This is a genomic window from Nonomuraea gerenzanensis, assembly GCF_020215645.1.
Lineage (GTDB): Bacteria > Actinomycetota > Actinomycetes > Streptosporangiales > Streptosporangiaceae > Nonomuraea > Nonomuraea gerenzanensis.
This window is the reverse complement of record NZ_CP084058.1, coordinates 7,692,829-7,715,410: the sequence shown is the minus strand read 5'-3', so window position 1 is coordinate 7,715,410 and position 22,582 is coordinate 7,692,829. Positions and strand designations below refer to the sequence as shown.

Here is a 22,582-nt window from a genome sequence, read left to right as displayed (position 1 = left end):
ACCATGAAGGTGGCGGAGCTGGCCGAGCTGGTCGCCCCGAGGCGGGTGGCCGTGCTCAGCGGGGCCGGGCTGTCCACCGAGTCGGGCATTCCCGACTACCGGGGGCCGACGGGCCGGGCCAGGCGGGCCGAGCCGATGACGTACCAGCGCTTCGTCGGCAGCGCCGAGGCCCGGCAGCGCTACTGGGCGCGCAGCCACGTCGGCTGGCGGCAGATCGGCGCGGCCAGGCCCAACGCCGGGCACCGCGCCGTGGCCGAGCTGGAGCGGCACGGGCTGCTGGCCGGCATCGTCACCCAGAACGTGGACGGCCTGCACCAGGCGGCCGGCGCCCAGCGGGTGATCGAGCTGCACGGCGGCCTCGACCGCGTCGCCTGCCTGTCGTGCAGGGAGCGCACGCCGCGCGCCGAGCTGGAGCGGCGCCTGCGCGCGGCCAACCCGGGCTGGGAGGCCAGCGGCCTGATCAACCCCGACGGCGACGCCGTGCTCACCGACGAGCAGGTGGCCGGGTTCCGCGTGGTCGACTGCGCGGGCTGCGGCGGGGTGCTCAAGCCGGACGTGGTGTTCTTCGGCGAGAACGTGCCCAGGCCGCGCGTCGACGAGTGCTTCGCCGTGGTGGGCGGGGCGCGGGTGCTGCTCGTGCTGGGGTCGTCGCTGGCGATCAGGTCGGGGCTGCGGTTCGTGACGAAGGCCGCCGAGCTGGGCATCCCCATCGCGATCGTCAACCAGGGGCCGACGGGTGGCGACGCCGAGGCCACACTCACCCTGGACGCCCCGCTCGGGCCGACGCTGACCGATCTGGCCGCCCAGCTCGTGAGCGATGGCCGGGCCGCCGTCGCGGGGGCGGCGCCCGCCTCCTGAGCACGTTCGTGCGGGCGGCAGAATGGAGCGCATGCCTCCACGTACGTGCCCGTGCGGCCTGCCCGCCCCCTACCAGGACTGCTGCGGCCGCTTCCACCGGGGTGAGGCGGCCGCCGCCACCGCCGAGCAGCTCATGCGCTCCCGGTTCAGCGCGTTCGCGGTCGGCGACGAGCCGTACCTGCTGCGCACCTGGCACCCCTCGGCCCGCCCGCCCCGGCTCGACCTGGACAGGCGGGTCACGTGGGTGCGGCTGGAGGTGCTGGAGACGACCGGGGGCAGCGTCGTGCACACCGAGGGCACCGTCCGCTTCCGCGCCCACTACCTGGAGCGCGGGAAGCCGGGCGAGATGGAGGAGCACAGCAGGTTCGTCCGCCTCGACGGCCGCTGGGTCTACGCCGGGACGAAGGACGGCTGAGCCCGCCCGCTCACTCGATACAGCGCGTCAGCGTCTGGACGGTCTTGGTGATCTGGTAGTCGTGGTCGATGGTGACGATGGCGTTGCCGGGGCCCCAGTCGATGTTCTCGCAGGTGTCCTCGGAGCTGACGGCGCCGAAGTCCCACGCCTCGTGCACGATCTTGTTGCCGGAGACCTTCCACTTCGGCCCCGAGTGCCATTTCAGCAGGAGGCTGTAGTTGCCGCCGGCCACCAGGTTGTCGGTGACCGTGACCGAGCTGAGGTTCTTGTCCACCAGGTTGATCGGGTCGGAGTGCTCGGGAGCCTGCCGCTGGTCGATGGTGTTGTGGTCGAACACCAGGCCGCTGCAGACGATCTTCCCGGGGCAGTACGCCTGGATGCCGTCGGAGTGGCTGGTCGGCGGGCCGCACAGCTTCACGTAGGAGTCGCGGACGACGATGTTCTTGCCCGACATGCGGAACCCGTCGTCGAAGCCGCGCACGCTGACGCGTTCGGCCTTGAAGTTCTTCTCGCCGATGCCCTGGTTGATGACGCAGCCGCCGGGCGGGCCGACCGTGGAGTCGGTGATGGTGAACGAGCCGCCCGTCTCCCAGTTGGTGATCAGGCCGTCGATCTGGCTGTTCCTGATGACGACGTCGTCGGCGGTGACGATGAGGTCGCCGGTGATGTGCTGACCGTCGATGACCTGGCCGTTCTTGGCGGCGGTGACGTTGCCCTTGACGGTCGTGAGCCGGGTGCCGGGCGGCACGCCGGTGCAGGACGGGCGGGGATGGCGGGGGAGGTCACAGTCGGTCTTGCCCGTGGGTGAGGGCGTCGGGGTGACGGTGGGTGTCACAGTCGGGGTGACGGTCGGGGTGATGGTCGGGGTGATGGTCGGGGTGATGGTCGGGGTGATGGTCGGGGTCGGGGTGGGGGTGCGGGTGACCGTCGGCGTGGGCGAGGGAGAGGCGGTCACGGGCTGGAAGGCCACGTCCACCAGATAGTTGTTCCCCGCGCTCGTTCTCCTGGGAAAGGCGCTGGAATCATAGACGTACACACCATTGCGCGACTGCGCGCGCAGCGAATCGGTGCGCGGTGAATTGCGCGTGAAGTAACGCGGTATGACGGCGTAGTGTCCGTCGGCGCTGAAATACGACACCGTGTACGTCCGGCCCGGCGTGAGCGCGACCCCCTCGGCCAGGCGCGCCTCCTGCCAGCCCTGGCCGCTCTCCACCGTGAACGCCGCCTTGGCCAGGCGGTTGCCCCGGTCGTCCCAGAGGCTGGCGGTGTGGCCCGCGGCGCTGCGGGGGTGCTTGTAGAAGCGCAGCGCCGACACCGTGCCCGCCCTGGACGCGGTGAAGCGCATGCCCAGCTCGACGGGGCGGCGCACGCTCGACAGCTGCGGCGACAGCGACCCGGAGGCGCCCCAGAAGCTCTCCTCCGTCGTGCCCGTGCCGGGCAGCGCCGCGGCCGGGTCGGCGATCGCGAGCCCTCCGGCGAGCAGGCCCGCCACCAGCGCGGTCAGGACGGGCCGCGGTCGGGGCGGCCGGGCGCGCCGCGGTGCTTTCTGATCGACGTGATGTGACCCGTTCACGAGCGAGCCTCCATGGCAGGCGACACGGAATAACCCACGATCAAGAATCGCCGCCCATCGTGCCATGGCTCGTCAGCCACTCGCGGCGGTTATCGCAAGATATTCAGAGAATGGGCCGTAAACGGTCGGCGCTAAAATACGGGTTTTATTGCGGCTTGCGGGCTACGGCTCCCACGAACGTGTGATAAGTGATGCCCGGTTCGGCCCGGTCGCCGGGGTCGGGGCGCCATTCTGGCAGCGGCACCAGGCCCGGCTCCAGCAGCTCCAGGCCGTCGAAATAAGCGAGGATCTCCTCCCGGGTACGCCAGCGGCCGGTGCCCAGGGTCTCGTTGAAGATCTTCTCGGCGGCGAACGCCTGCTTGGAGACCTCCGGGTGGGCCGGCCCCGGGTTGTGGAAGTGGGAGACGGCCAGGTAGCTGCCCGGGGCCAGGCGGTCCACCATGCGGGCGGCGATGGCGGCCGGGTGCTCGTCGTCGGCGAGGTGGTGCAGAATGGCGAACATCAGCAGGCCCACCGGCCGGTCGAAGTCGATGAGCCGCCGCACCTCGGGGTGGTCGATGATCGCGTCCGGGTTCCTGAGGTCTGCCTCGACGACCGTGCTGAGCTCGTCCACGGCGAGCAGGGCGCGGCCGTGCACCAGGACGACGGGGTCGTGGTCGACGTAGACGACCCGGGTGCCGGGGGCGGCCGACTGGGCGATCTCGTGCACGTTGCCCTGCGTGGGCAGGCCCGAGCCGATGTCCAGGAACTGCCGGATGCCGGCCTGGGCGGCCAGGAACCTGACCACGCGGCCCAGGAACTCGCGGTTGGCCCGCGCGGCCTCCGGCGCGTCGGGGGCGATCTCCAGGGCGCGTTGTGCCATCCGCCGGTCGGCTTCGTAGTTGTCCTTGCCGCCGAGCATGAAATCGTAGACGCGGGAGACGTTGGGCCTGGTGGTGTCCACTTCTCGGGGTGCCCGCTCCTGCCCGTCCTCGGCCACTGTGGGCTCCTTCGGGGTGTGTCGGCTCAGGCGATCGTACTGCCCGGGTGGTGAAATTTCGGGAAATGTCCGCGCAATTGCTCGCCGCCCCGCAACCCCCACCCTCAGCAGTGGCTGTCGTCGTCAGGCCGACTCGCGGATGACCAGCTCCGTCGGCAGTATCACCGGCTCGACGTGCTCCGCCCCGTCGATCAGCGCCAGCAGCAGGCGCAGCGTCTCCTGCGCCATCTCGGCGAGCGGCTGGCGGATGGTGGTCAGCGGCGGATGCGTGGAGACGGCCACGGAGGAGTCGTCGAAGCCCCCCACCGCCACGTCGTCCGGCACCCGCCGGCCCGCCGCGCGCAGCGCCGCCAGGGCGCCGGCGGCCATGAGGTCGGAGGCGACGAAGACGGCGTCGAGGTCGGGGGCGCGCTCCAGGAGCTCCGTCATCGCGCGCTCGCCGCTGGCCTGGGTCCAGTCGCCGTGCGCGATCAGCCGTTGGGTGGCCTTGCGGCCGAGGACGTCGGCGAAGCCTTCGAGGCGCTGGATGCCGCCCGGCGTGTCCATCGGGCCGGTGATCATGGCGATGCGCCTGCGGCCGAGGCCGACGAAGTACTCGGTCATCTGGCGGGCGCCGAGCCGGTCGTCGGCGGCGGCGTACGGGATGACGGTCTCGCGCCCGATGACGGCGCCGCAGGAGACGGCGGGCGGGCCGCCGCCGAGCGCGTCGAGCAGCGGGTCGCCCGCGTGCGTGGAGACGAGCAGCACCCCGTCGGCGTGGCCGCCGCGCACGTAGCGCACCACCCGCTCCCTGTCGCCCTCGTCGCCGGCCATCATCATGACCAGCGACAGGTCCCGCTCGGCGAGCATCCTGATGGCGACGCGGATGAGCGTGCTGTAGTTGGGGTCCTCGAACAGCTTCTCGTGCGGCTCCGACAGGACCATGACGACCGACCCCGTACGCTGCGTGACGAGGCTGCGGGCGGCCCGGTTGACCACGTAACCGGTCTCCGAGATGGCCCTCTCGATGGCCACGCGCGCCGCCGGGCTCACGTACTTGTCCCCGTTGAGCAGGCGGGAGACCGTGCCGCGGGAGACCCCCGCGGCGGCGGCGACGTCGTGGATCGTAGGGCGTTTCATTTGACTGCTCCCGAGGACAGATCGGTCTTCCAGTATCGCTGCATCGTGAGGAAGAGCGCGATCAACGGGACGAGCGACAGGAAGGCTCCGGTCAGGATCAGGTTGTAGAGCGCGGGCTGGTTCGCGCCCGACACCAGCAGCGTGTAGAGGCCGACCGTGAGCGGGAACTTGCCGTCGTCGCCGAGCATGATGAACGGCAGCAGGAAGTTGTTCCAGATCGCCACGAACTGGAACAGGAAGATCGTCACCATGCCCGGCACCATCAGCGGCATCGCCACCCGCGACATCAGCCGCCACTCGCCGGCCCCGTCGATGCGGCCCGCCTCCAGCAGCGAGTCGGGGATGGCCGCGCCGGCGTAGACACGGGCCAGATAGATGCTGTACGGGTGCAGGACCTGCGGCAGCAGCACTGCCCAGTAGCTGTCGGCCAGCCCGATGCGGGAGAAGAGCAGGTACTGCGGGATGGCCAGCACCACCGCCGGCACCAGGACGCCGCCGATGAGCAGGCTGAAGATCACGTCCCGACCGGGGAAGCGGTACTTGGCCAGCGTGTAGCCGGAGATCGCGGAGACGGCGGTGGACAGCAGCGCCCCGCCCCCCGCGTAGAGGAGCGTGTTGCCGGCCCACAGCCAGAACACGCCGTCGCGGTAGGCGAACAGCTCGGCGATGTTGTCGAGCAGGCCCGTGCCGAAGGCGAGGGTGGAGGTGGTGAACAGCTCGGCCGGTGACTTGGTGGCCGCGATCAGCACCCAGAGGACGGGGAACAGGCAGTAGAGCGCGCCGATCAGCAGCAGCGCGGTGGGCACGGCGCCGACCGGGCGGCCGGCGCCCACGCGGGTACGGCGGTGCGAGACGGTCGCGGTGGTAGCCGGGTTCATCAGCCCTCCCTGAAGGCGTGGTTGCGCACCACGCGCAGGAAACCGAACGACAGGACGAGCGAGATCGCGGCGATGACGATCGAGGTGGCGGCGGCCGAGTACAGGTCGCCGGTGACGAAGGCGTCGCGGTAGACCTTCATGAGCGGGCTCCAGGTGGAGCTGATCGTGTTGGTCAGCGGGCGCAGCGTGGTGGGCTCGGTGAAGACCTGGATCGTCGCGATGATCGAGAACACGGTCGTCAGGACGATCGCCGGGCCCAGCAGCGGGATCTTGACCCGGACGGCGATCTGGAGCTCCGAGGCGCCGTCGAGCCGCGCGGCCTCGTACAGGTCGCGGGGGATGGCCCGCAGCGTGGTGTAGAGCACGAGCATGTTGAAGCCGACCCCGCCCCACACCGCCACGTTCGCCATGGAGTACGTGACGGTGGTGGCGCCCAGGAAGTCGACGTCCAGCACATCCCGGATCGGGCTGAGCGAGGGCAGGTAGAGGAAGCCCCACAACAGGGTGGCCGCCACGCCGGGCACCGCGTACGGCAGGAAGATCGCGATCCGCGAGAAGCGGGCCAGCCGCACCCGCGCCGAGTCCAGCATCAGCGCGAACAGCAGCGCCAGCCCCAGCATCACGACCAGCACCAGCGAGCCGTACCCGAGCACGCGCAGCCACCCGCTCCACAGCTCCGCGTCGGCCAGGGCGGCGGCGAAGTTGTCGAAGCCGACGTAGACCTCCCGCCGCGCGCCCCTGCCCAGCCCCAGCCCCGACACCTTGGTCCGGCGCAGCGCCAGGTAGACGGTGTAGCCGATGGGCACCGCGAGGAACAGCGTGAACAGCACGATCGCGGGGGTCAGGAACAGGTACGGCCACGCCCCCCTCTGCGACGGCCTCATGAGGCGATCGTGAAGCCGGACTTGCGCATGTCGGCGACGGTGGCGTCCTGCATGCCCTGCACGGCGCCGGTGAACGGGGTGCCGTTCTGCAGCGCCTTGTCGAAGCCGTCCTTGAACGCGTTGTAGGTCACGCCGACGTTCGGGCCGAAGGTGAAGCCGCGGGCGCCGGCGGAGACGGCGGCGGCCTGCTGCCAGAAGTCGGGCTGGTTGGCGAAGTACTCGGGCGGCTCACCGAGCGACGACTGCGCCTTGGTGGCGGCCGGGTAGATGGCGGCCTCCTCGACCAGCAGGTCGATGGCCGCCGGATCGGTGTTGAGCCAGGTGGCGAACTGCGCGGCGGCGGCCTTGCTGGGGGTCCTGGCCGACACGGCGGTGGACGAGCCGCCCCAGAAGCCGCTGAAGCTCTCGCCGGCGTTCCACTGCGGCAGCGGGGCGACGGCCCACTTGCCCTTGGCCTTGGGCGCGTTGCTGGACAGCACGCCCGGCGCCCACACCGCGGACGGCCAGGTCAGCAGCTTGCCGTCGTTGAGCGCCTTGTTCCACTCGGGGGTGAAGTACGGCATGTCGTCGATGGCGCCCTCCTTGACCAGGGCGTCCCAGTAGCCGGCGACCTGCTGGGTGGGCTCGTCGGCGATGTTCACCTTCCACGCCTCGCCGCTGATCGACCACCACTGCGCGCCCGCCTGCTGGGCCAGGCCTGTGAACGCTCCCGGGTCCTTGCTGGAGAACGTGCCGAGGTAGGCCTTCGGGTCCTTCTTCCTGACCGTGCGGGCCGCCTCGCCGTACTCCTGCCAGGTCTTGGGGACGGCGAGGCCGTACTCGTCGAAGAGGTCCTGGCGGTAGAAGAGCATCATCGGGCCGCTGTCCTGCGGGATGCCGTAGACGGCGTCGGTGCCGAGCGTCACCAGGCCCCACAGGCCCTCCGAGAACTCGCCCTTGATCGCGGCCGTCTCGGCCTTCAGGTCGGCGACCGCGTCGGCGGCGATGAACGAGGGCAGGTGCTGGTACTCGGCCTGCACCAGGTCAGGAGGGTTGCCGGCCTTGGCGGCGGTGAGGAACTTGGCCGCCGCGTCGTCGCCGCCGGCCTGCTTGCTGACCGTCACCTGGATGTCGGGGTGCGCCTTGTTCCAGACCTCGACGATCTTGTCCATGTTGGGGGCCCAGGTCCAGTACGTGAGCTTGACCGGGCCCTGGGGGGAGGAGGCAGGCCGGCTCTGCGCCGCCTCGGGGCTCTCGGTGGGCTCGCCGGAGCCGCAGCTCGCGAGGGTGGCCGTGAGTGCGACGGCCAGGGCTGCTCCAAGGCGGTTGGCGCGCATTGCGTACCTCCAGGGGGGTTCTGTGAACGTGCACAGAGTGGAGCAGTGCCGAAACAACCGTCAAGGGGTCGTTACGTTCTCGTTAATGTCCTGCAAGAGCATGAAATTTGCGGATTGCTGTTCCCTTGCGGGCGCTGAGAGGCTTACTGTGCACGTTCACAGAAGCTTTTCGAGGGGGATGGATGTATCCGGAGCGTCCTGCCGGGATCGCCTATGGCGGCGACTACAACCCGGAGCAGTGGCCGCGCGAGGTCCTGGAGGAGGACGTCACGCTCATGCGCGAGGCCGGGGTGAACCTGGTCAGCCTGGGCCTGTTCTCGTGGGCGCTGATGGAGCCGGAGGAGGGGCGGTTCGCGTTCGGCTGGCTGGATGAGATCATCGACCGGCTGCACGCGAACGGCGTCGCGGTGGACCTGGCCACGCCGACCGCCGCCCCGCCCGCCTGGTTCGTGGCCCGGCATCCCGACGTGCTGCCGGTGACCAGGCAGGGCGTGCGGATCGGGTTCGGCGGCAGGCAGAGCGCCTGCTCCAGCGCCCCGGCCTTCCGCGAGGCGACGGCGCGGCTGGTGCGGGCGCTGGGCGAGCACTACCGGGGCCATCCGGCCGTGGTCATGTGGCACGTGCACAACGAGTACGGCGCGCCGCTCGGGGAGTGCTACTGCGAGCACAGCGTGGCGGCCTGGCGCACCTGGCTCCGCCAGACCTATCGCGACATCTCCGCCTTGAACGACGCCTGGGGCACCACGTTCTGGGGCCAGACCTACACCGACTGGGCCGAGATCGACGCCCCCCGCGCCAACCACACCGCCGTCAACCCCGCCCAGCGCCTCGACTACGCCCGCTTCAGCGACGGCCAGCACCGCGAGCACTACGCGCTGCAGCGCGACATCCTGCGCGAATTGACCCCCGGCATCCCGGTCACCACCAACTTCGCGGGCACCGTCAACTGCAAGTCCACCGACCTGTGGCAGTGGGCCCGCGAGCTGGACGTGATCGCCAACGACCACTACCTGCAGGCCGAGCGGCCCGACAACCACATCGACCTGGCCATGTCCGCCGACCTGGCGCGCTCGGTGGCGGGCGGCGCGCCGTGGATGCTGATGGAGCACTCGGCGGGCGCGGTCAACTGGCAGCCGCGCAACCTGGCCAAGCGGCCGGGCGAGATGCGCCGCAACAGTCTCGCGCACGTCGCCAGGGGCTCCGACAGTGTGCTGTTCTTCCAGTTCAGGGCCTCGCGGTTCGGGGCGGAGAAGTTCCACTCCGGGATGGTGCCGCACGCGGGGACCGGCTCCGAGCAGTGGCGCGAGGTGGTGCGGCTCGGCGCCGACCTGCGCGCGCTCGCCGGTCTGCGGGGCAGCAGGGTGCGGGCCGAGGTGGCGGTCGTGTGGGACTGGGAGTCGTACTGGGCGCTGGAGCTGGACTGGCGGCCGTCGGTGGACCTGACGTTCAGGGAGCGGGTGGACGCCTTCTACGAGGCGTTGTGGCGGGAGCACGTCACGGTGGACTTCGCCCACCCTTCCGCCGATATTTCGGGATATCGGGTGGTGGTGGCGCCCAGCTCGTACCTGCTCACCGAGGCCTCCGCCAAGAACCTGCACCGGTACGTCGAGGCGGGCGGCCACCTGCTCGTGTCGTACTTCTCCGGCATCGTGGACGAGCACGACACCATCCACCCGGGCGCCCACCCCGGCGCCCTGCGCGAGCTGCTCGGCCTGTCGATCGAGGAGTTCCACCCCCTGCGCGAGCACGAGACGGTGACCCTCGACGGCGGTGAGGTCGCCCGCGTCTGGTCGGAGCGGGTCCGCCCGGCGGGCGCGGTCACGGTCAGGAGCTTCGCCGGGGGGCCGGACGCGGGCCACCCCGCCGTCACCCGCCACGACCTCGGCGCCGGCACCGCCTGGTACCTGGCCACGGCCCCGGTCACCGGACTGCGCGAGCTGCTCGTCCAGGTGCTCGACCACGCGGGCGTGTCGCGCCCGCACGGCCTGCCCGACACCCTCGAACTGGTGCGCAGGGGCAGCCACGTCTTCCTGATCAACCACGGCGACCAGCCCGTGACGGTCGAGGGGGTGAGCGGCGTGAGCGTGTTCGACGGCGTGCGGCACGACGGGCCGGTCACCGTCCCGGCCGGAGCGGTCACGGTCATCCTGGAATCCCCCCAACCCTAGGGAGACCCGATGAAACGCATCATCCTCACCGCGCTGCTGTTACTCACGGCCCTGGCCGCCCCGGCGCACGCCCAGGCCGGGCCAGGCCGCCTCCAGATCAGGGGCGCGGACGTGTCCAGCCTGGCCAAGTCGGAGGCGCTCGGCGGCCTCTACCGCGACGCCCGCGGGCGGCGGGGCGACGCGCTGGCCATCCTGTCGCAGGCCGGGCTCAACTACATGCGGCTCAAGGTCTGGGTGAACCCGGCCGACGGCTACAACACCAAGGCCCGGGTGCTCGCGGTGGCCAAGCGCGTCAAGGCGCTCGGCATGGGCCTGCTCGTCGACTTCCACTACTCCGACACCTGGGCCGACCCGGGCAAGCAGTACAAGCCCGCCGCGTGGGAGGCGCTGCCGTTCGCGCAGCTGCGGCAGGCCGTGTACGACCACACCTACGACGTGCTCGACGCGCTGCGCGACCAGGGCACCACGGCCGACATGGTGCAGGTCGGCAACGAGATCAACGGCGGCCTGCTGTGGCCGGACGGCTCCAACTCCACCTGGCCGAACACGGCGGCGCTGCTGAACGCCGGCTACGACGCGGTCAAGGCGGTCTCGGGCTCGACGAAGGTCGTGCTGCACCTGGCCAACGGCGGCGACAACGGCCTGTACCGGTGGTGGTTCGACAACGCCGGCGCCAACGGCATCCGCTACGACGTGATCGGCCTGTCGTACTACTCCTACTGGCACGGCACGCCGGAGGCCTTCCAGGCCAACATCAACGACGTGGCCACCCGGTACGGCAAGCCCGTGGTCGTGGTCGAGACCGCCTACCCGTTCACCACGGCCGACGACGACGGCTGGCCGAACATCATCACCGCCGCCGAGCCCTACCCCGGCTACCGGGCCACCCCGCAGGGGCAGTCGGCGATGCTGACCCGCGTGGCCGACATCGTGCGGGCCGTGCCGAACGGGCTGGGCCTGGGGCTGTTCACCTGGGAGGCCACCTGGACGGGCGTCAGGGGCAACGGCTGGGACCCGGCCGACCCGGCGTCGGGCAACGGCTGGGAGAACCAGGCCCTGTTCGACTACAACGATCGCGCGCTCCCGGCCATGTCGGTGCTCGGCCGCCTGTGACGCGGTGACCGCCGGCCAGCACCTACCGTAAGGGTATGCGGCTGACCGCCTTCACCGACATCGCGCTGCGCATCGTCATGCGCCTGGCCGTGGCGCAGCCGGACGACCTGCTCACCACCCGCGCCGCGGCCGACATGCTGGCCGTCCCCTACACCCACGCGGCCAAGGCCGTGGCCCGGCTGAGCGAGCTGGGCGTGGTGGAGGCCAGGCGCGGCAGGGGCGGCGGGATGCAGCTCACCGAGGCCGGGCGCGCCACGACCGTCGGCGCCCTCGTGCGCGAGCTGGAGGGCGCCGGCGACGTGGTGGGCTGCGAGGACGACCCGCCCTGCCCGCTGCGCGCGGCCTGCCGCCTGCGCTCGGCGCTGCGCCAGGCGCAGGAGGCCTTCTTCGCCTCCCTCGACGGGGTCACCGTCGCCTCGCTGGTGGACGCGCCGACCGGGCCCGTCCTGCTGTCGCTGACCCCCCGGAGTCAGGACCGGCCCCACGGGAACATAATATGAATCTCAGATGCTTATTTAAGTGCCTGGATCCTCATACGGCTCGCCGCCTGCGGAACGTCGTCCGCGGCGCCCTCCCCACCGTATGAATCCCAGACGCCGTTCCCCTTGTCCGGAGGTTCCCCCATGCTGTCCGCAAAGGCCGCGGAGCTCGTCCGCGCCACCCTGCCCGCCGTCGGAGCCGAGCTGGAGACGATCACCGCGCGGTTCTACGACACCATGTTCGCCGACCATCCCGAGCTGCTCGACGGGCTGTTCAACCGCGGCAACCAGCGCAGCGGCGAGCAGCGCAAGGCGCTGGCGGGAGCCTTCGCGGCCTACGCGGGCGCGCTGCTGGCCAACCCCGGCGAGCGCCCCGACGCGCTGCTGGCGCGCATCGCGCACAAGCACGCCGCCGTGGGCGTCACCGACGAGCAGTACGTCATCGTGCACAAGTACCTGTTCGGCGCCATCGCCGAGGTGCTCGGCGAGGCCGTCACCCCCGAGGCCGCGGCGGCCTGGGACGAGGTCTACTGGCTGATGGCCGGCGCGCTGATCGCCATGGAGGCCCGCATCTACGCCGAGGCGGGCGCGCGCGACGGCGCCACCTGGCGGCCCTGGCAGGTGGTCGAGCGGCGCGAGGAGACGGCGGACGCCATGTCGCTGGTGCTGCGCCCGGTCGGCGACGACCCCGTGCCGCCCGCCCGCCCCGGCCAGTACGTCAGCGTCCGCGTGACCATGCCCGACGGCGTGCGCCAGCTCCGCCAGTACTCGGTGTCCGGCCACGGCCCCGACGGGCACCGCAGCATCACGATCAAGCGGGTGCGCGCCGGCGAGCGGCCCGAGGGCGAGGTGTCCACACTGCTGCACGAGACCGTGCGGGAGGGCGACGAGCTGACCCTGTCCGCGCCGTTCGGCGACGTCGCGCTCGACGACGGCGACGCGCCGCTCGTCCTGGTCTCGGCGGGCATCGGCTGCACCCCGATCGCCGCCATGCTGAGCCACCTGGCCGGCACCGGCTCCGAGCGCCAGGTGCTGGTCCTGCACGCCGACCGCTCCAGGGCCGACCACGCGCTGCGCGAGCAGATGGAGCGGCACACGGACGCGCTGCCCGGCGCGGAGCGCGTCTTCTGGTACGAGCGCGGCGACGGCGCCCGCGCCGGCCGCATGGACCTGACGGGCGTCGAGATCCCCGAGGGCGCGGTCGTCTACATGTGCGGGCCGGTGGAGTTCATGCGGGCCGCGCGGGCCGGGCTGATCGAGGCCGGGGTCGCGCCGCGTGACATCCACTACGAGGTCTTCGGGCCGGACCTGTGGCTGGGCGCCGCCTGAGGGCATGATGGCCGCATGATGATCTCAGCGGACGAGCTGCTCACCACCACGCGCAGCGTACGCAAGCGACTCGACCTCACCCGTCCCGTCCCCATGGAGCTGGTCCGGGAGTGCCTGGAGATCGCCCTTCAGGCACCCACCGGCGGCAACGCCCAGCTCTGGCACTGGGTCGTGGTCACCGATCCCGACAAGCGAAGGACGATCGGCGAGTACTACGCGCGCTCGTGGAACAGCTACTACGGCTCGGGCTCCTCGGCCAGGTCGCTGTTCAAGGACGACCCGGTGCGCGCGGCGACGCAGGAGCGGGTCTCCGACAGCGCCGCCTACCTCGCCGAGCACCTCGGCGAGGTGCCGGTGCACGTGATCGGCTGCACGACCGTGCCCGGCGGGCTGCCCGAGGGCAACCAGGCCGGGCTGTGGGGCTCGCTGCTGCCCGCCGCGTGGAGCTTCATGCTGGCCGCCCGCGCCAGAGGGCTCGGCACGGCGTGGACGACGCTGCACCTGGCCTACGAGGCGGAGGTCGCCGAGCTGCTCGGTCTGCCCGCCCATGTCCGGCAGGGCGTGCTGCTGCCCACGGCGTACTACACCGGTGAGACCTTCCGCCCCGCCAAGCGCCAGCCGCTGGACGAGGTGCTGCACGTCGATCACTGGTAACCCCGGCGCGGCGCGCGCACAGTGGAGGTCACGACCGACCTGAGGGAGGGCCCCCGTGATCTCCTTGCCGCTGCTGCCGACGTCGCTGGTCGGGAGCTACGCCCAGCCGGACTGGCTGATCGACCGGGCCAGGCTGGCCGGGCGGTTCCCGCCGCGCGTACGGGCCAGGGAGCTGTGGCGGATCCCGCCGGAGCTGCTCGGCCAGGCCCAGGACGACGCCACCGAGCTGGCGATCAGGGCGCAGGAGCGGGCCGGGCTGGACATCGTCACCGACGGCGAGATCCGCCGCGAGAGCTACTCCAACCACTTCGCGACCGCCCTGGAGGGCATCGACCTCGACGACCCGGGCTCCGCGCTGGACCGCAGCGGCCATCCGAACCCGGTGCCGCGCATCGTCGGGCCGATCCGGCGGGCGCGGCCTGTCGAGGTGGACGACCTGCTGTTCCTGCGCGCGCACACGGGCCGCGTGGTCAAGATGACGGTGCCGGGGCCGTTCACGATGAGCCAGCAGGCGCAGAACGACCACTACCCGGATGCCGAGGCCGCGGCCATGGACTACGCGGCGGCGGTCAACGCCGAGATCCGTGACCTGTTCGCCGCCGGGGCCGACATCGTGCAGATCGACGAGCCGTACATGCAGGCCAGGCCGGACGTGGCGCGCGCCTACGGGCTGGCCGCGCTGAACGCCGCCCTCGACGGGATCACCGGCCTGACGGCGGTGCACCTCTGCTTCGGGTACGCGGCCATCATCCACGAGCGGCCGGAGGCGTACTCGTTCCTGCCGGAGCTGGCCGGCTGCCCGGTGCGGCAGGTGTCGATCGAGACCGCGCAGTCGGGGCTGGACCTCGGGGTGCTGTCCGACCTGAAGGACAAGACGGTCATCCTCGGCGTGATCGACCTGTCCACCCCCGAGGTGGAGCCCGTCGAGGTGGTGGCGGGCCGGGTGCGCAGGGCGTTCGAGCGGGTGCCGCCCGAGCGCATCGTCATCGCCACCGACTGCGGGATGAAGTACCTGCCCCGGCGGTCGGCGGAGGGCAAGATGCGGGCGATGGCGGGTGCCGCCCGCCTGCTGCGGGAGGAACTGCGCGGATAATCTTAAATCCTCCTGAAATTCCCGCCTGGACCTGGTGCTCCACTTTAGGATCATCGCGCTGACCCCCTGATCCAGCGAGGAGCCCGAAGTGTCCGGAAGCGAGCAGGAAAGCGCGCCCAGCGGGATAGACACCACCAAGCCGAGCGTCGCCCGCGTCTACGACTACATGCTCGGCGGGAAGGACAACTACGAGATCGACCGGCACGTGGCGCAGGCGGCGCTGCAGATCGCGCCGGACGCGCCCGAGGCCGCCCTGGCCAACCGGGAGTTCCTCCGCCGCACCGTGCGCTACCTGGCGGCTGACGCCGGCATCCGCCAGTTCCTGGACGTCGGCTCCGGCCTGCCCACGCAGGGCAACGTGCACGAGGTCGCCCAGGCCGTCGCCCCCGGCGCGCACGTCGTCTACGTCGACCACGACCCGATCGTGCTCGCCCACGGCCGGGCCCTGCTGGCCGTGGACGAGACCACCGCGATCGTCGACGCCGACGCCCGCGAGCCCGAGAAGATCCTCGACGACCCGCGCACCCGCGCCCTCATCGACCTCGGTGAGCCGGTCGGGCTGCTGCTGTTCGCCATCCTGCACCACCTGAAGGACGAGGAGGACCCGGCCGGCATCGCGGCCAGGCTCCTCCGCCCGCTGCCCTCGGGCAGCCACGTGGTGATCTCGCACTTCCACAACCCGATGGAGGCCCACCCCGAGGTGTCGCAGCAGGCCTTCACCGCGGAGAAGCTGTTCAACGAGCACCTCGGCACCGGCCGGTGGCGCACCCGCGCGGAGATCCTCGCCTACTTCGACGGGCTGGAGCTGCTGGAGCCCGGCCTGGTGCCGCTCCCCGAATGGCGTCCGGAGACCGGTGACCACCAGGCCGCGCCGGGCATCACGTACCACACCTTCGTGGGAGGCGTGGCCCGCAAGCCGTAGCCGTCAGACCACCGGCAGCTTGCCGGTGGCGACCACCTCGCGGTACCAGTGGGCGCTGTCCTTCCAGGTGCGCTCCATCGTGTCGCGGTTCACGCGGACGATGCCGAACCGCTTGGCGTAGCCGTGCGCCCACTCGAAGTTGTCCATCAGCGACCACACGAAGTAGCCGCGCACGTCCGCGCCGCCCGCGATGGCCTCGCTGACGGCCGTCAGGTGGCGGTGCAGGTAGTCCACGCGGTCGGCGTCGTGCACGAGCCCGTCGGCGGAGACCGGGTCGGGGAACGCGGCGCCGTTCTCCGTGATCATCGTCGGCAGGTCCGGGTAGTCGCGGTGCAGGCGCAGCAGCAGCTCGGTCAGGCCGGTCTCGTCGATGTTCCAGCCCATCTCGGTGTACGGGCCCGGCTGCTTGACGAACTCGATGTCCTCGCAGGCGATCCAGGGCGAGGCGGCCCCGTCCTGGTGCCCGTCGGCGGTCTCCCTGGCGCTGGCCCCGTCCCACTGGCGGACCAGGGTCGGGTTGTAGTAGTTGACGCCCAGCACGTCCAGTGGCTGGCAGGCGGCGGCCTCGTCGCCGTCGCGCACGAACGACCAGTCGGTCACCTTCGCGGTGTCGGCGATCAGGTCGCGCGGGTAGGCGCCCTCCAGCATCGGGCCGAGGAAGGCCCGGTTGGACAGCGCGTCCGCGCGGCGCACCGCGTCGGCGTCGCGTTCGGACACGCCGCGCACGTGGTGCAGGTTGAGCGTGACGGACATCTGCGCGCCCTTCGCGGCGGTCGAGCGCAGCGCCTGCACGGCCAGGCCGTGGCCCAGGTTCAGGTGGTGCACGGCGGCCAGCGCGGCGGCCGGGTCGGTACGGGCGGGCGCGTGCACGCCGGAGGCGTAGCCCAGGTAGGCCGAGCACCACGGCTCGTTCAGGGTGATCCAGGTGCGGACGCGGTCGCCCAGCTCCTCGCCCATGTGCCGGGCGTACTCGGCGAAGCGCAGCGCGGTCTCACGCTCCGGCCAGCCGCCCGCGTCCTCCAGCTCCTGCGGCAGGTCCCAGTGGTAGAGCGTGGCCACCGGGGCGATGTCCCTGGCCAGCAGCCCGTCCACGAGCCGGTTGTAGAAGTCCACGCCCGGCCGGTTGAGCCCGCCCCGGCCGCCCGGCTGCACGCGCGGCCAGGAGAGGGAGAAGCGGTAGGCGCCGACGCCCAGCTCGGCCAGGATGTCGAGGTCCTCCTCCAGGCGGTGGTAGTGGTCGCAGGCGAGGTCTCCGGTGTCGCCGTTGGCGACGAGGCCGGGCGTGTGGGAGAAGGTGTCCCAGATCGACGGGCCGCGGCCGTCCTCGTTCCAGGCTCCCTCGACCTGGTAGGCGGCTGTGGCGGTGCCCCACAGGAAGTTCTCGGGGAAGGCAGGCATGTCACTCCTTGACGCTGAGCGGGATCTCGATGTGGTCGGCCTCGGCGGCCGCGGCGGCGTGCGCCCCGGCGTGCCGCAGGTTCCAGGGGGCCGGCGCGCCGCTGGTCCGGCGGGCGTGCAGCCGGTCGCCCCGGCGGGACACCTCGAAGACGGCCGCGGGGCCGCCGTCGAGAGCTGGGACGGTGACGGTGCGGGTGGCGCCGTCGCCGAAGTGGTAGGCGTCGAGGGTGACGCCGTCGGCGTAGTCGTAGTCGGGCCGGTCGTCGCGGGCGCCGGTCGCGAGCACCGCGCCCGGCCGCACCAGCAGCGGCAGGCTGTCGAACCCGTGCCGCTCGGTGTGCCAGCCGGGCCCGCTGACGCTCTCGCCGTCGAGCAGCCGGGTCCACACCCCCTCGGGGACGTAGTAGGAGATCTCTCCATCGGCCGACAGCACGGGCGCCACCAGCAGGTCGGAGCCCAGCATGTACTGGGCGTCCAGGTGGTCGCAGGCCCGGTCCCCGGGGAACTCCAGGTGCATGGCCCGCATCATCGGCAGCCCCTCGGCCGCGGCCTGCACGGCGGCCTGATACAGGTACGGCATCAGCCGCGCCTTCAGCTTCGTGAAGGCCCGCAGCACGTCCACCGACTCCTCGTCGAACAGCCACGGCACCCGGTAGGACCCGCTCCCATGCAGCCGGCTGTGCGACGACAGCAGCCCGAACGCCACCCACCGCTTGAACACGGCCGGATCGGGCCGCCCCTCGAAGCCGCCGATGTCGTGGCTCCAGAACCCGAACCCGCCCAGGCCCAGTGACAGCCCGCCGCGCAGCGACTCGGCCATGGCCTCGAACGTGGACTCGCAGTCGCCGCCCCAGTGCACCGGCAGCCGCTGCCCGCCGACCGTGGCCGAGCGCGCGAACAGCACGACCTCCCCCGGCCCGCGCCGCTCGGCCAGCACGTCGTGGACGGTCTGGTTGTAGAGCAGGCTGTAGTAGTTGTGCATCCGCTCGGGGTCGGAGCCGTCGGCGTAGACCACGTCGGTGGGGATGCGCTCGCCGAAGTCGGTCTTGAACGCGTCCACCCCCATGTCGAGCAGCGCGCGCAGCTTGCCCGCGTACCACGCGCGGGCGGCGGGGGAGGTGAAGTCCACCAGCGCCCGCCCGGCCTGCCAGTGATCATCCTGCCAGATCGTCCCGTCGGGCCCGCGCAGCAGGTGCCCGGCCGCCGCCCCCTCCTCGAACAGCTCCGACGCCTGCCCGATGTAGGGGTTGATCCACAGGCACACCCGCAGGCCCCGCTCCTTCAGCCGCCGCAGCATGCCCTCGGGGTCGGGGAACACCTCCGGGTCCCACGCGAAGTCGCACCACCGGAACTGCCGCATCCAGAAGCAGTCGAAGTGGAAGACGCTCAGCGGCAGGTCCCGCTCGGCCATCCCGGCCACGAACGAGGTCACCGTGGCCTCGTCGTAGTCCGTGGTGAAGGAGGTGGACAGCCACAGCCCGAACGACCAGGCGGGCGGCAGCGCCGGGCGGCCGGTCAGCGCCGTGTAGCGGCGCAGGATGTCCGCCGGCGTCGGGCCGTGGATGATCAGGTACTCCAGGTCGTGCCCCTCGGCGCTGAACTGCACCCGTGACACGGTCTCCGAGCCGACCTCGAAGGAGACCCGGCCCGGATGGTTGACGAACACCCCGTAACCCCGGTTCGTGAGGTAGAAGGGCACGTTCTTGTAGGCCATCTCGCTGCTGGTGCCGCCGTCCTCGTTCCAGACGTCGACGGACTGGCCGTTGCGGACGAGGGGGCCGAAGCGCTCGCCGAGCCCGTACACCAGCTCGCCCGCGCTCAGCCGGAGCTGCTCGACCATGAAGTGCCGGTCGGCGGGGTCGCGCATGACGCCCAGGCTCTTGCCGGCGCTGCGGGTCAGCTCCCGGCCGCCGGCGCTGAACGCCAGCTCCCAGGGCGCGTCCCTGCGGACCCGGACGGTGAGATCGCCGCTGGTCAGGGTGGCCTCCCCGGCGTCCACGGCGATCTTCACCTCCGGCCGGTCGTCGCGTACGGCGAAGGCGGGGGAGTCCGGCACCGACCCGGCGAAGTGCACGGTGCGGACGCGGATCACGTCCGGCATCGGCGACGACAGGTCCACCCGCAGGACAGGACCGTCGATGGTGTCGCCCCGGCGGGTGATCGCCCGCGTCGCGGCCAGGACGCGCAGCGAGCCGTCCCGCACGCTCACGTCGTGGGCGGCGGTGGCGTAGTCGCCGCGCACGCCTGGGCGCATGCGCCAGTAGCCGTCCTTGAACTTCATGCCGCCGGCACCTCCGGGCGCAGGGCGACGACGGCGCGCGGAGCCAGCGTGACGTGGCCCTCGGCGGGGGAGCCGGTCAGCAGGTCCACGCCCGGCCCGGGGACCGGCACGCGTACCGTGGCGGCGCCGTGGTTGAGCAGGAACAGCACCTCGCCGCGGCGCACCGCCTCGACGCCGGGCGGCAGGCCGTCCAGCACGCCGGTCACGCCCGCGTCGGCCAGCACCCGCCCCGCCAGGCTCACCAGCGCGGCGGGCTCGGGCATGGTGCCCACGTACCAGGCGACGCCCGCCCCGGAGCGGTGCCGCAGGATCGCCGGCCGCCCGGCCAGGTCGCCCTCGGTGAACTCGGCCACCGCCTCGGCGCCCTCGGCGCGCAGCAGCTCGGTCCAGGTCTGCGCCTCGAACGGCGCCCCGCCCTCCCACCGGCAGGCCACCGGGCCGGGCGCGGGCAGCCACTCCTCGCCGGAGGCGCCCAGCACCTCGCGCAGCGGCACGGGGAACCGCCCGGTCCGCACGTGCGCGTTCGGGTCCACGACCCCCGAGAACGGCCCGACCACCAGCACGCCGCCGCCGTCCACGTACGCGGTCAGCGCCGCGGCCTCGCGGTCGCCGAGCAGGAACAGATTCGGCGCCACGACCAGCGCGTACGCCGGCAGGTCCGCGTCAGGCGGCACCACGTCCACACTCACCCCGCGCTCGAAGAACGGCACGTAGTAGCTCAGCAACTGGTCCACGGCGTTGAGCCGGTCGCTGGGCCTGCCGCGCTCCTCCAGCGCCCACCAGCTCTCCCAGCCGAACACCATCGCCACCCGCGCGGGCACCGGCTCGCCCGCCACCCCGGCGAGCCCGCGCAGCTCCTGCCCGTGCGCGCGCACCTCGGCGTGCAGCCGCGTGTCCGCGCCCGCGTGCGGCACCATCGCGGCGTGGAAGCGCTCGGCGCCGAACCGGGAGGCCCGCCACTGGAAGTAACACAGTCCGTCCGCGCCCCGCGCGAGCGCCTGCAGCGACTCCAGCCTGAGCTGGCCGGGCGGCTTGGGCAGGTTGTGCGCGCGCCAGTTGACGGCGCTGGTGGACTGCTCCATCAGCAGCCACGGCCGGCCGCCCGACAGACCGCGCATCAGGTCGTGGGTGAGCGCCGTCCTGGCCGGGGTGAGCGGGTTGCCCGGCTCGGGGTAGCAGTCGTTGGAGACGACGTCCTGCTCGCCGGCGAACGACCAGTAGTCCACCCGCTTGAAGAAACCCATGAAGTTCGTGGTGACGGGGACGCCCGGGGTGTGCGCGCGCAGGATGTCGCGCTGCTCGCGGAAGTGGGCGAGCAACTCGCCGGAGCAGAAGCGCCACCAGTCGAGGCGCTGGGTGGGGTTGATGAGGTACGGGGCGCGGCGCGGCGGCACCACCTCGGCCCACTCGCTGTAGCCCTGGCTCCAGAACGTGGTGCCCCACGCCTGGTTGAGCGTGGCCAGGTCGCCGTAGCGCTCCCGCAACCAGGCGCGGAACGCGGCGGCGGAGGCGTCGCAGTGGCAGACCTCGCCGTACTCGTTGCCCACGTGCCACATCGCCAGTGCCGGATGGCCGGCGTAGCGCCCGGCCAGCGCGGTGGTGATCGACTGGGAGCGCTCCCGATACGGGCCCGAAGAAGGGCAGAACTGGTTGCGCGAGCCGTACCAGAGCCGGTGCCCGCCCTCGTCCACCGGCAGCGTCTCCGGCCAGCGGTGCCCCAGCCACGGCGGCGGCGAGGCCGTCGGGACGGCCAGGTCCACCGCGATCCCGTGCCCGCTCATCAGGTCGAGCACCCGGTCGAGCCAGCCGAAGTCGTAGCTGCCGGGCTCCGGCTCCAGCCGCGCCCAGCTGAACACGCCGACCGTGACCAGGTTCACGCCGGCGTCCCGCATCAGCTTCGCGTCCTGCTCCCACACCTCCTCCGGCCACTGCTCGGGGTTGTAGTCCCCGCCGAAAAGCAGCCCGCGGCCCTCGGTGACCGTGTGCAACCCGAGCGTCAAGATCCGCCCCCTTCACGCGGTGGCGCGGAGCTGTCCCCGACCACCAGACGGCAGGGCACGAGCCGCTGCTGCGGCGGCCCGCCACCCCGCAACCGGTCAATGAGCATGCGGGCGCCGAGCCGGCCCAGCTCCGTGCTGGGCGGTTCCAGCGTGGTGAGCCGGGGGTGGAACATCTCGGCCACCCGCGCCGACGACAGCACCAGCAGCAGCGTCAGGTCCTCCGGGATGCGCAGGCCGCGCCGCGCCACGGCCGCGATCACGCCGGCTGCCGCGCGGTCGTCCATCACGGCCAGCGCCGTCACGTCCGGATGGGCGTCGAGCAGGTCCTCGAACGCCCGGCCGCCCTCCTCGGCGGAGCCGGGGCGGAAGCCGTCCACGTAGGCGAGCCCCTGCTCGCGCGCGGCCCCGGCGAACTCCTCCCCGGCGCGGACGGCGGGCCCGTACCAGGCCGTGTGCGCGCCTCGCGCCAGGCCGAACAGGGCCAGCTTGCGATGCCCCAGCCCGGCCACGTGCGCCACCGCCTGCCTGGCGGTGGCGGCGAAGTCGATGTCGGCGTAGTCGATCGTGCCCGGCTCCCGCGTCCGCCCGATCATCGCGAACGGCACCCCGGCCGCCGCCAGGAACGCCGTCCGCTCGTCCTCCATCCCGACCTCCATCAGCAGCACCCCGTCCACCAGCCCCAGGCCGGTGAGGTGCCGCAACTCCTCGATGGGGTCGGCGCTCTCGGGGGACAGCAGCAGGTGATGGCCCAGCTCCCCGGCCGCCTCGGCGGCGCCGGTGGCGAACTCCATCTCGGTCAGCCCGAAACCGCCGCGCGGCGCGGGGAACAGCAGGGCCAGGATGCGGGTGCGCTTGCTCTGCAGGCCCCGGGCCAGCAGGTTGGGACGGTAACCGAGGTCGGCCGCCGCCCGCTCGACCCGCCGCCTGGTCGCCGCGGCCACCGGGCGGGTGCCGTTGAGCGCGGCGGACGCGGTGCTCACGGCGACCTGGGCGCGCTCGGCCACGTCACGAAGCGAGGTCATGGGACTCCGGGGGGCCGGTACGGCGGGCCGAAACGTTTCGCACCACGCTAAAGTCCGGTTTGTGGGGATGTCAATGGCCTCGATTGGGATGGCCGAAACAT

General features: G+C 72.1%; 19 protein-coding genes. 9 read left to right on the top strand and 10 right to left on the bottom strand.

All coding sequences use genetic code 11. The features are described from left to right. Positions 1 to 3 precede the first annotated feature (3 nt). Both LCN96_RS35720 and LCN96_RS35715 read left to right on the top strand, forming a co-directional pair. Complete coding sequence (locus tag LCN96_RS35720) at positions 4 to 858, top strand: NAD-dependent protein deacetylase (protein WP_225276132.1); 855 nt, start codon at positions 4 to 6, stop codon at positions 856 to 858. A 31-nt stretch (positions 859 to 889) separates the two neighbouring features. Further along, positions 890 to 1,273 (top strand): YchJ family protein, encoded by a 384-nt coding sequence (locus LCN96_RS35715; protein ID WP_225266838.1) that lies wholly within the window; start codon positions 890 to 892, stop codon positions 1,271 to 1,273. A gap of 10 nt (positions 1,274 to 1,283) precedes the next feature. On the opposite strand, the gene LCN96_RS35710 is transcribed toward LCN96_RS35715, so the two are convergent. The 6 genes from LCN96_RS35710 to LCN96_RS35685 form a co-directional block, all read right to left on the bottom strand. Continuing rightward, complete coding sequence (locus LCN96_RS35710; RefSeq protein WP_225266837.1) at positions 1,284 to 2,846, bottom strand: DUF4082 domain-containing protein; 1,563 nt, start codon at positions 2,844 to 2,846, stop codon at positions 1,284 to 1,286. A 145-nt stretch (positions 2,847 to 2,991) separates the two neighbouring features. Next, a complete protein-coding gene (locus LCN96_RS35705; RefSeq protein WP_225266836.1) occupies positions 2,992 to 3,825 on the bottom strand; it encodes an SAM-dependent methyltransferase in 834 nt (277 codons plus the stop codon). A gap of 123 nt (positions 3,826 to 3,948) precedes the next feature. After that, a complete protein-coding gene (locus LCN96_RS35700; protein ID WP_225266835.1) occupies positions 3,949 to 4,944 on the bottom strand; it encodes a LacI family DNA-binding transcriptional regulator in 996 nt (331 codons plus the stop codon). Then, positions 4,941 to 5,822, bottom strand: a complete 882-nt coding sequence (locus LCN96_RS35695) for a carbohydrate ABC transporter permease (protein WP_225266834.1) — start codon at positions 5,820 to 5,822, stop codon at positions 4,941 to 4,943. Before LCN96_RS35695 ends, LCN96_RS35700 begins: the two co-directional genes overlap by 4 nt. Then, positions 5,822 to 6,706 (bottom strand): carbohydrate ABC transporter permease, encoded by an 885-nt coding sequence (locus LCN96_RS35690; protein WP_225266833.1) that lies wholly within the window; start codon positions 6,704 to 6,706, stop codon positions 5,822 to 5,824. The genes LCN96_RS35695 and LCN96_RS35690 overlap by 1 nt, the downstream gene beginning before the upstream one ends. Further along, a complete protein-coding gene (locus tag LCN96_RS35685) occupies positions 6,703 to 8,022 on the bottom strand; it encodes an ABC transporter substrate-binding protein (RefSeq protein WP_225266832.1) in 1,320 nt (439 codons plus the stop codon). The genes LCN96_RS35690 and LCN96_RS35685 overlap by 4 nt, the downstream gene beginning before the upstream one ends. Positions 8,023 to 8,204: 182 nt before the next feature. Here LCN96_RS35685 and LCN96_RS35680 point away from each other — a divergent pair, with 182 nt between their 5' ends. From LCN96_RS35680 to LCN96_RS35650, 7 genes are all read left to right on the top strand, one after another. After that, complete coding sequence (locus tag LCN96_RS35680) at positions 8,205 to 10,190, top strand: beta-galactosidase (RefSeq protein ID WP_225266831.1); 1,986 nt, start codon at positions 8,205 to 8,207, stop codon at positions 10,188 to 10,190. 9 nt (positions 10,191 to 10,199) lie between these two features. Then, on the top strand, positions 10,200 to 11,303 hold the full coding sequence (locus tag LCN96_RS35675) for a glycoside hydrolase family 53 protein (protein WP_225266830.1): 1,104 nt from the start codon (positions 10,200 to 10,202) through the stop codon (positions 11,301 to 11,303). 35 nt (positions 11,304 to 11,338) lie between these two features. Further along, positions 11,339 to 11,803 carry an RrF2 family transcriptional regulator gene (locus tag LCN96_RS35670; protein WP_225266829.1) on the top strand — a complete coding sequence of 155 codons (465 nt, stop codon included), beginning with the start codon at positions 11,339 to 11,341 and terminating at the stop codon, positions 11,801 to 11,803. Between the two features lie 123 nt (positions 11,804 to 11,926). Next, on the top strand, positions 11,927 to 13,111 hold the full coding sequence (locus LCN96_RS35665) for a globin domain-containing protein (RefSeq protein WP_225266828.1): 1,185 nt from the start codon (positions 11,927 to 11,929) through the stop codon (positions 13,109 to 13,111). Between the two features lie 15 nt (positions 13,112 to 13,126). Continuing rightward, the gene (locus LCN96_RS35660) at positions 13,127 to 13,765 is read left to right on the top strand and encodes a nitroreductase family protein (RefSeq protein ID WP_225266827.1); all 639 of its coding nucleotides are present in this window, start codon (positions 13,127 to 13,129) and stop codon (positions 13,763 to 13,765) included. Between the two features lie 55 nt (positions 13,766 to 13,820). Beyond that, entirely contained in the window at positions 13,821 to 14,858 is a 1,038-nt protein-coding gene (locus tag LCN96_RS35655) for a uroporphyrinogen decarboxylase family protein (RefSeq protein WP_225266826.1), read from the top strand. A gap of 88 nt (positions 14,859 to 14,946) precedes the next feature. After that, entirely contained in the window at positions 14,947 to 15,780 is an 834-nt protein-coding gene (locus tag LCN96_RS35650) for an SAM-dependent methyltransferase (RefSeq protein WP_225266825.1), read from the top strand. Positions 15,781 to 15,783: 3 nt separating this feature from the next. Here LCN96_RS35650 and LCN96_RS35645 read toward each other — a convergent pair whose 3' ends face one another. The 4 genes from LCN96_RS35645 to LCN96_RS35630 are packed head-to-tail and all read right to left on the bottom strand — an operon-like array spanning position 15,784 to position 22,481. Beyond that, positions 15,784 to 17,178: a GH1 family beta-glucosidase gene (locus LCN96_RS35645; RefSeq protein ID WP_225266824.1), complete on the bottom strand. Its 1,395-nt coding sequence runs from the start codon at positions 17,176 to 17,178 to the stop codon at positions 15,784 to 15,786. 1 nt (position 17,179) lies between these two features. Further along, positions 17,180 to 19,459 carry an alpha-xylosidase gene (gene yicI, locus LCN96_RS35640; protein ID WP_225266823.1) on the bottom strand — a complete coding sequence of 760 codons (2,280 nt, stop codon included), beginning with the start codon at positions 19,457 to 19,459 and terminating at the stop codon, positions 17,180 to 17,182. After that, on the bottom strand, positions 19,456 to 21,459 hold the full coding sequence (locus LCN96_RS35635) for a beta-galactosidase (RefSeq protein WP_225266822.1): 2,004 nt from the start codon (positions 21,457 to 21,459) through the stop codon (positions 19,456 to 19,458). The genes yicI and LCN96_RS35635 overlap by 4 nt, the downstream gene beginning before the upstream one ends. Further along, entirely contained in the window at positions 21,456 to 22,481 is a 1,026-nt protein-coding gene (locus tag LCN96_RS35630; RefSeq protein WP_225266821.1) for a LacI family DNA-binding transcriptional regulator, read from the bottom strand. Before LCN96_RS35630 ends, LCN96_RS35635 begins: the two co-directional genes overlap by 4 nt. Positions 22,482 to 22,582 lie beyond the last annotated feature (101 nt).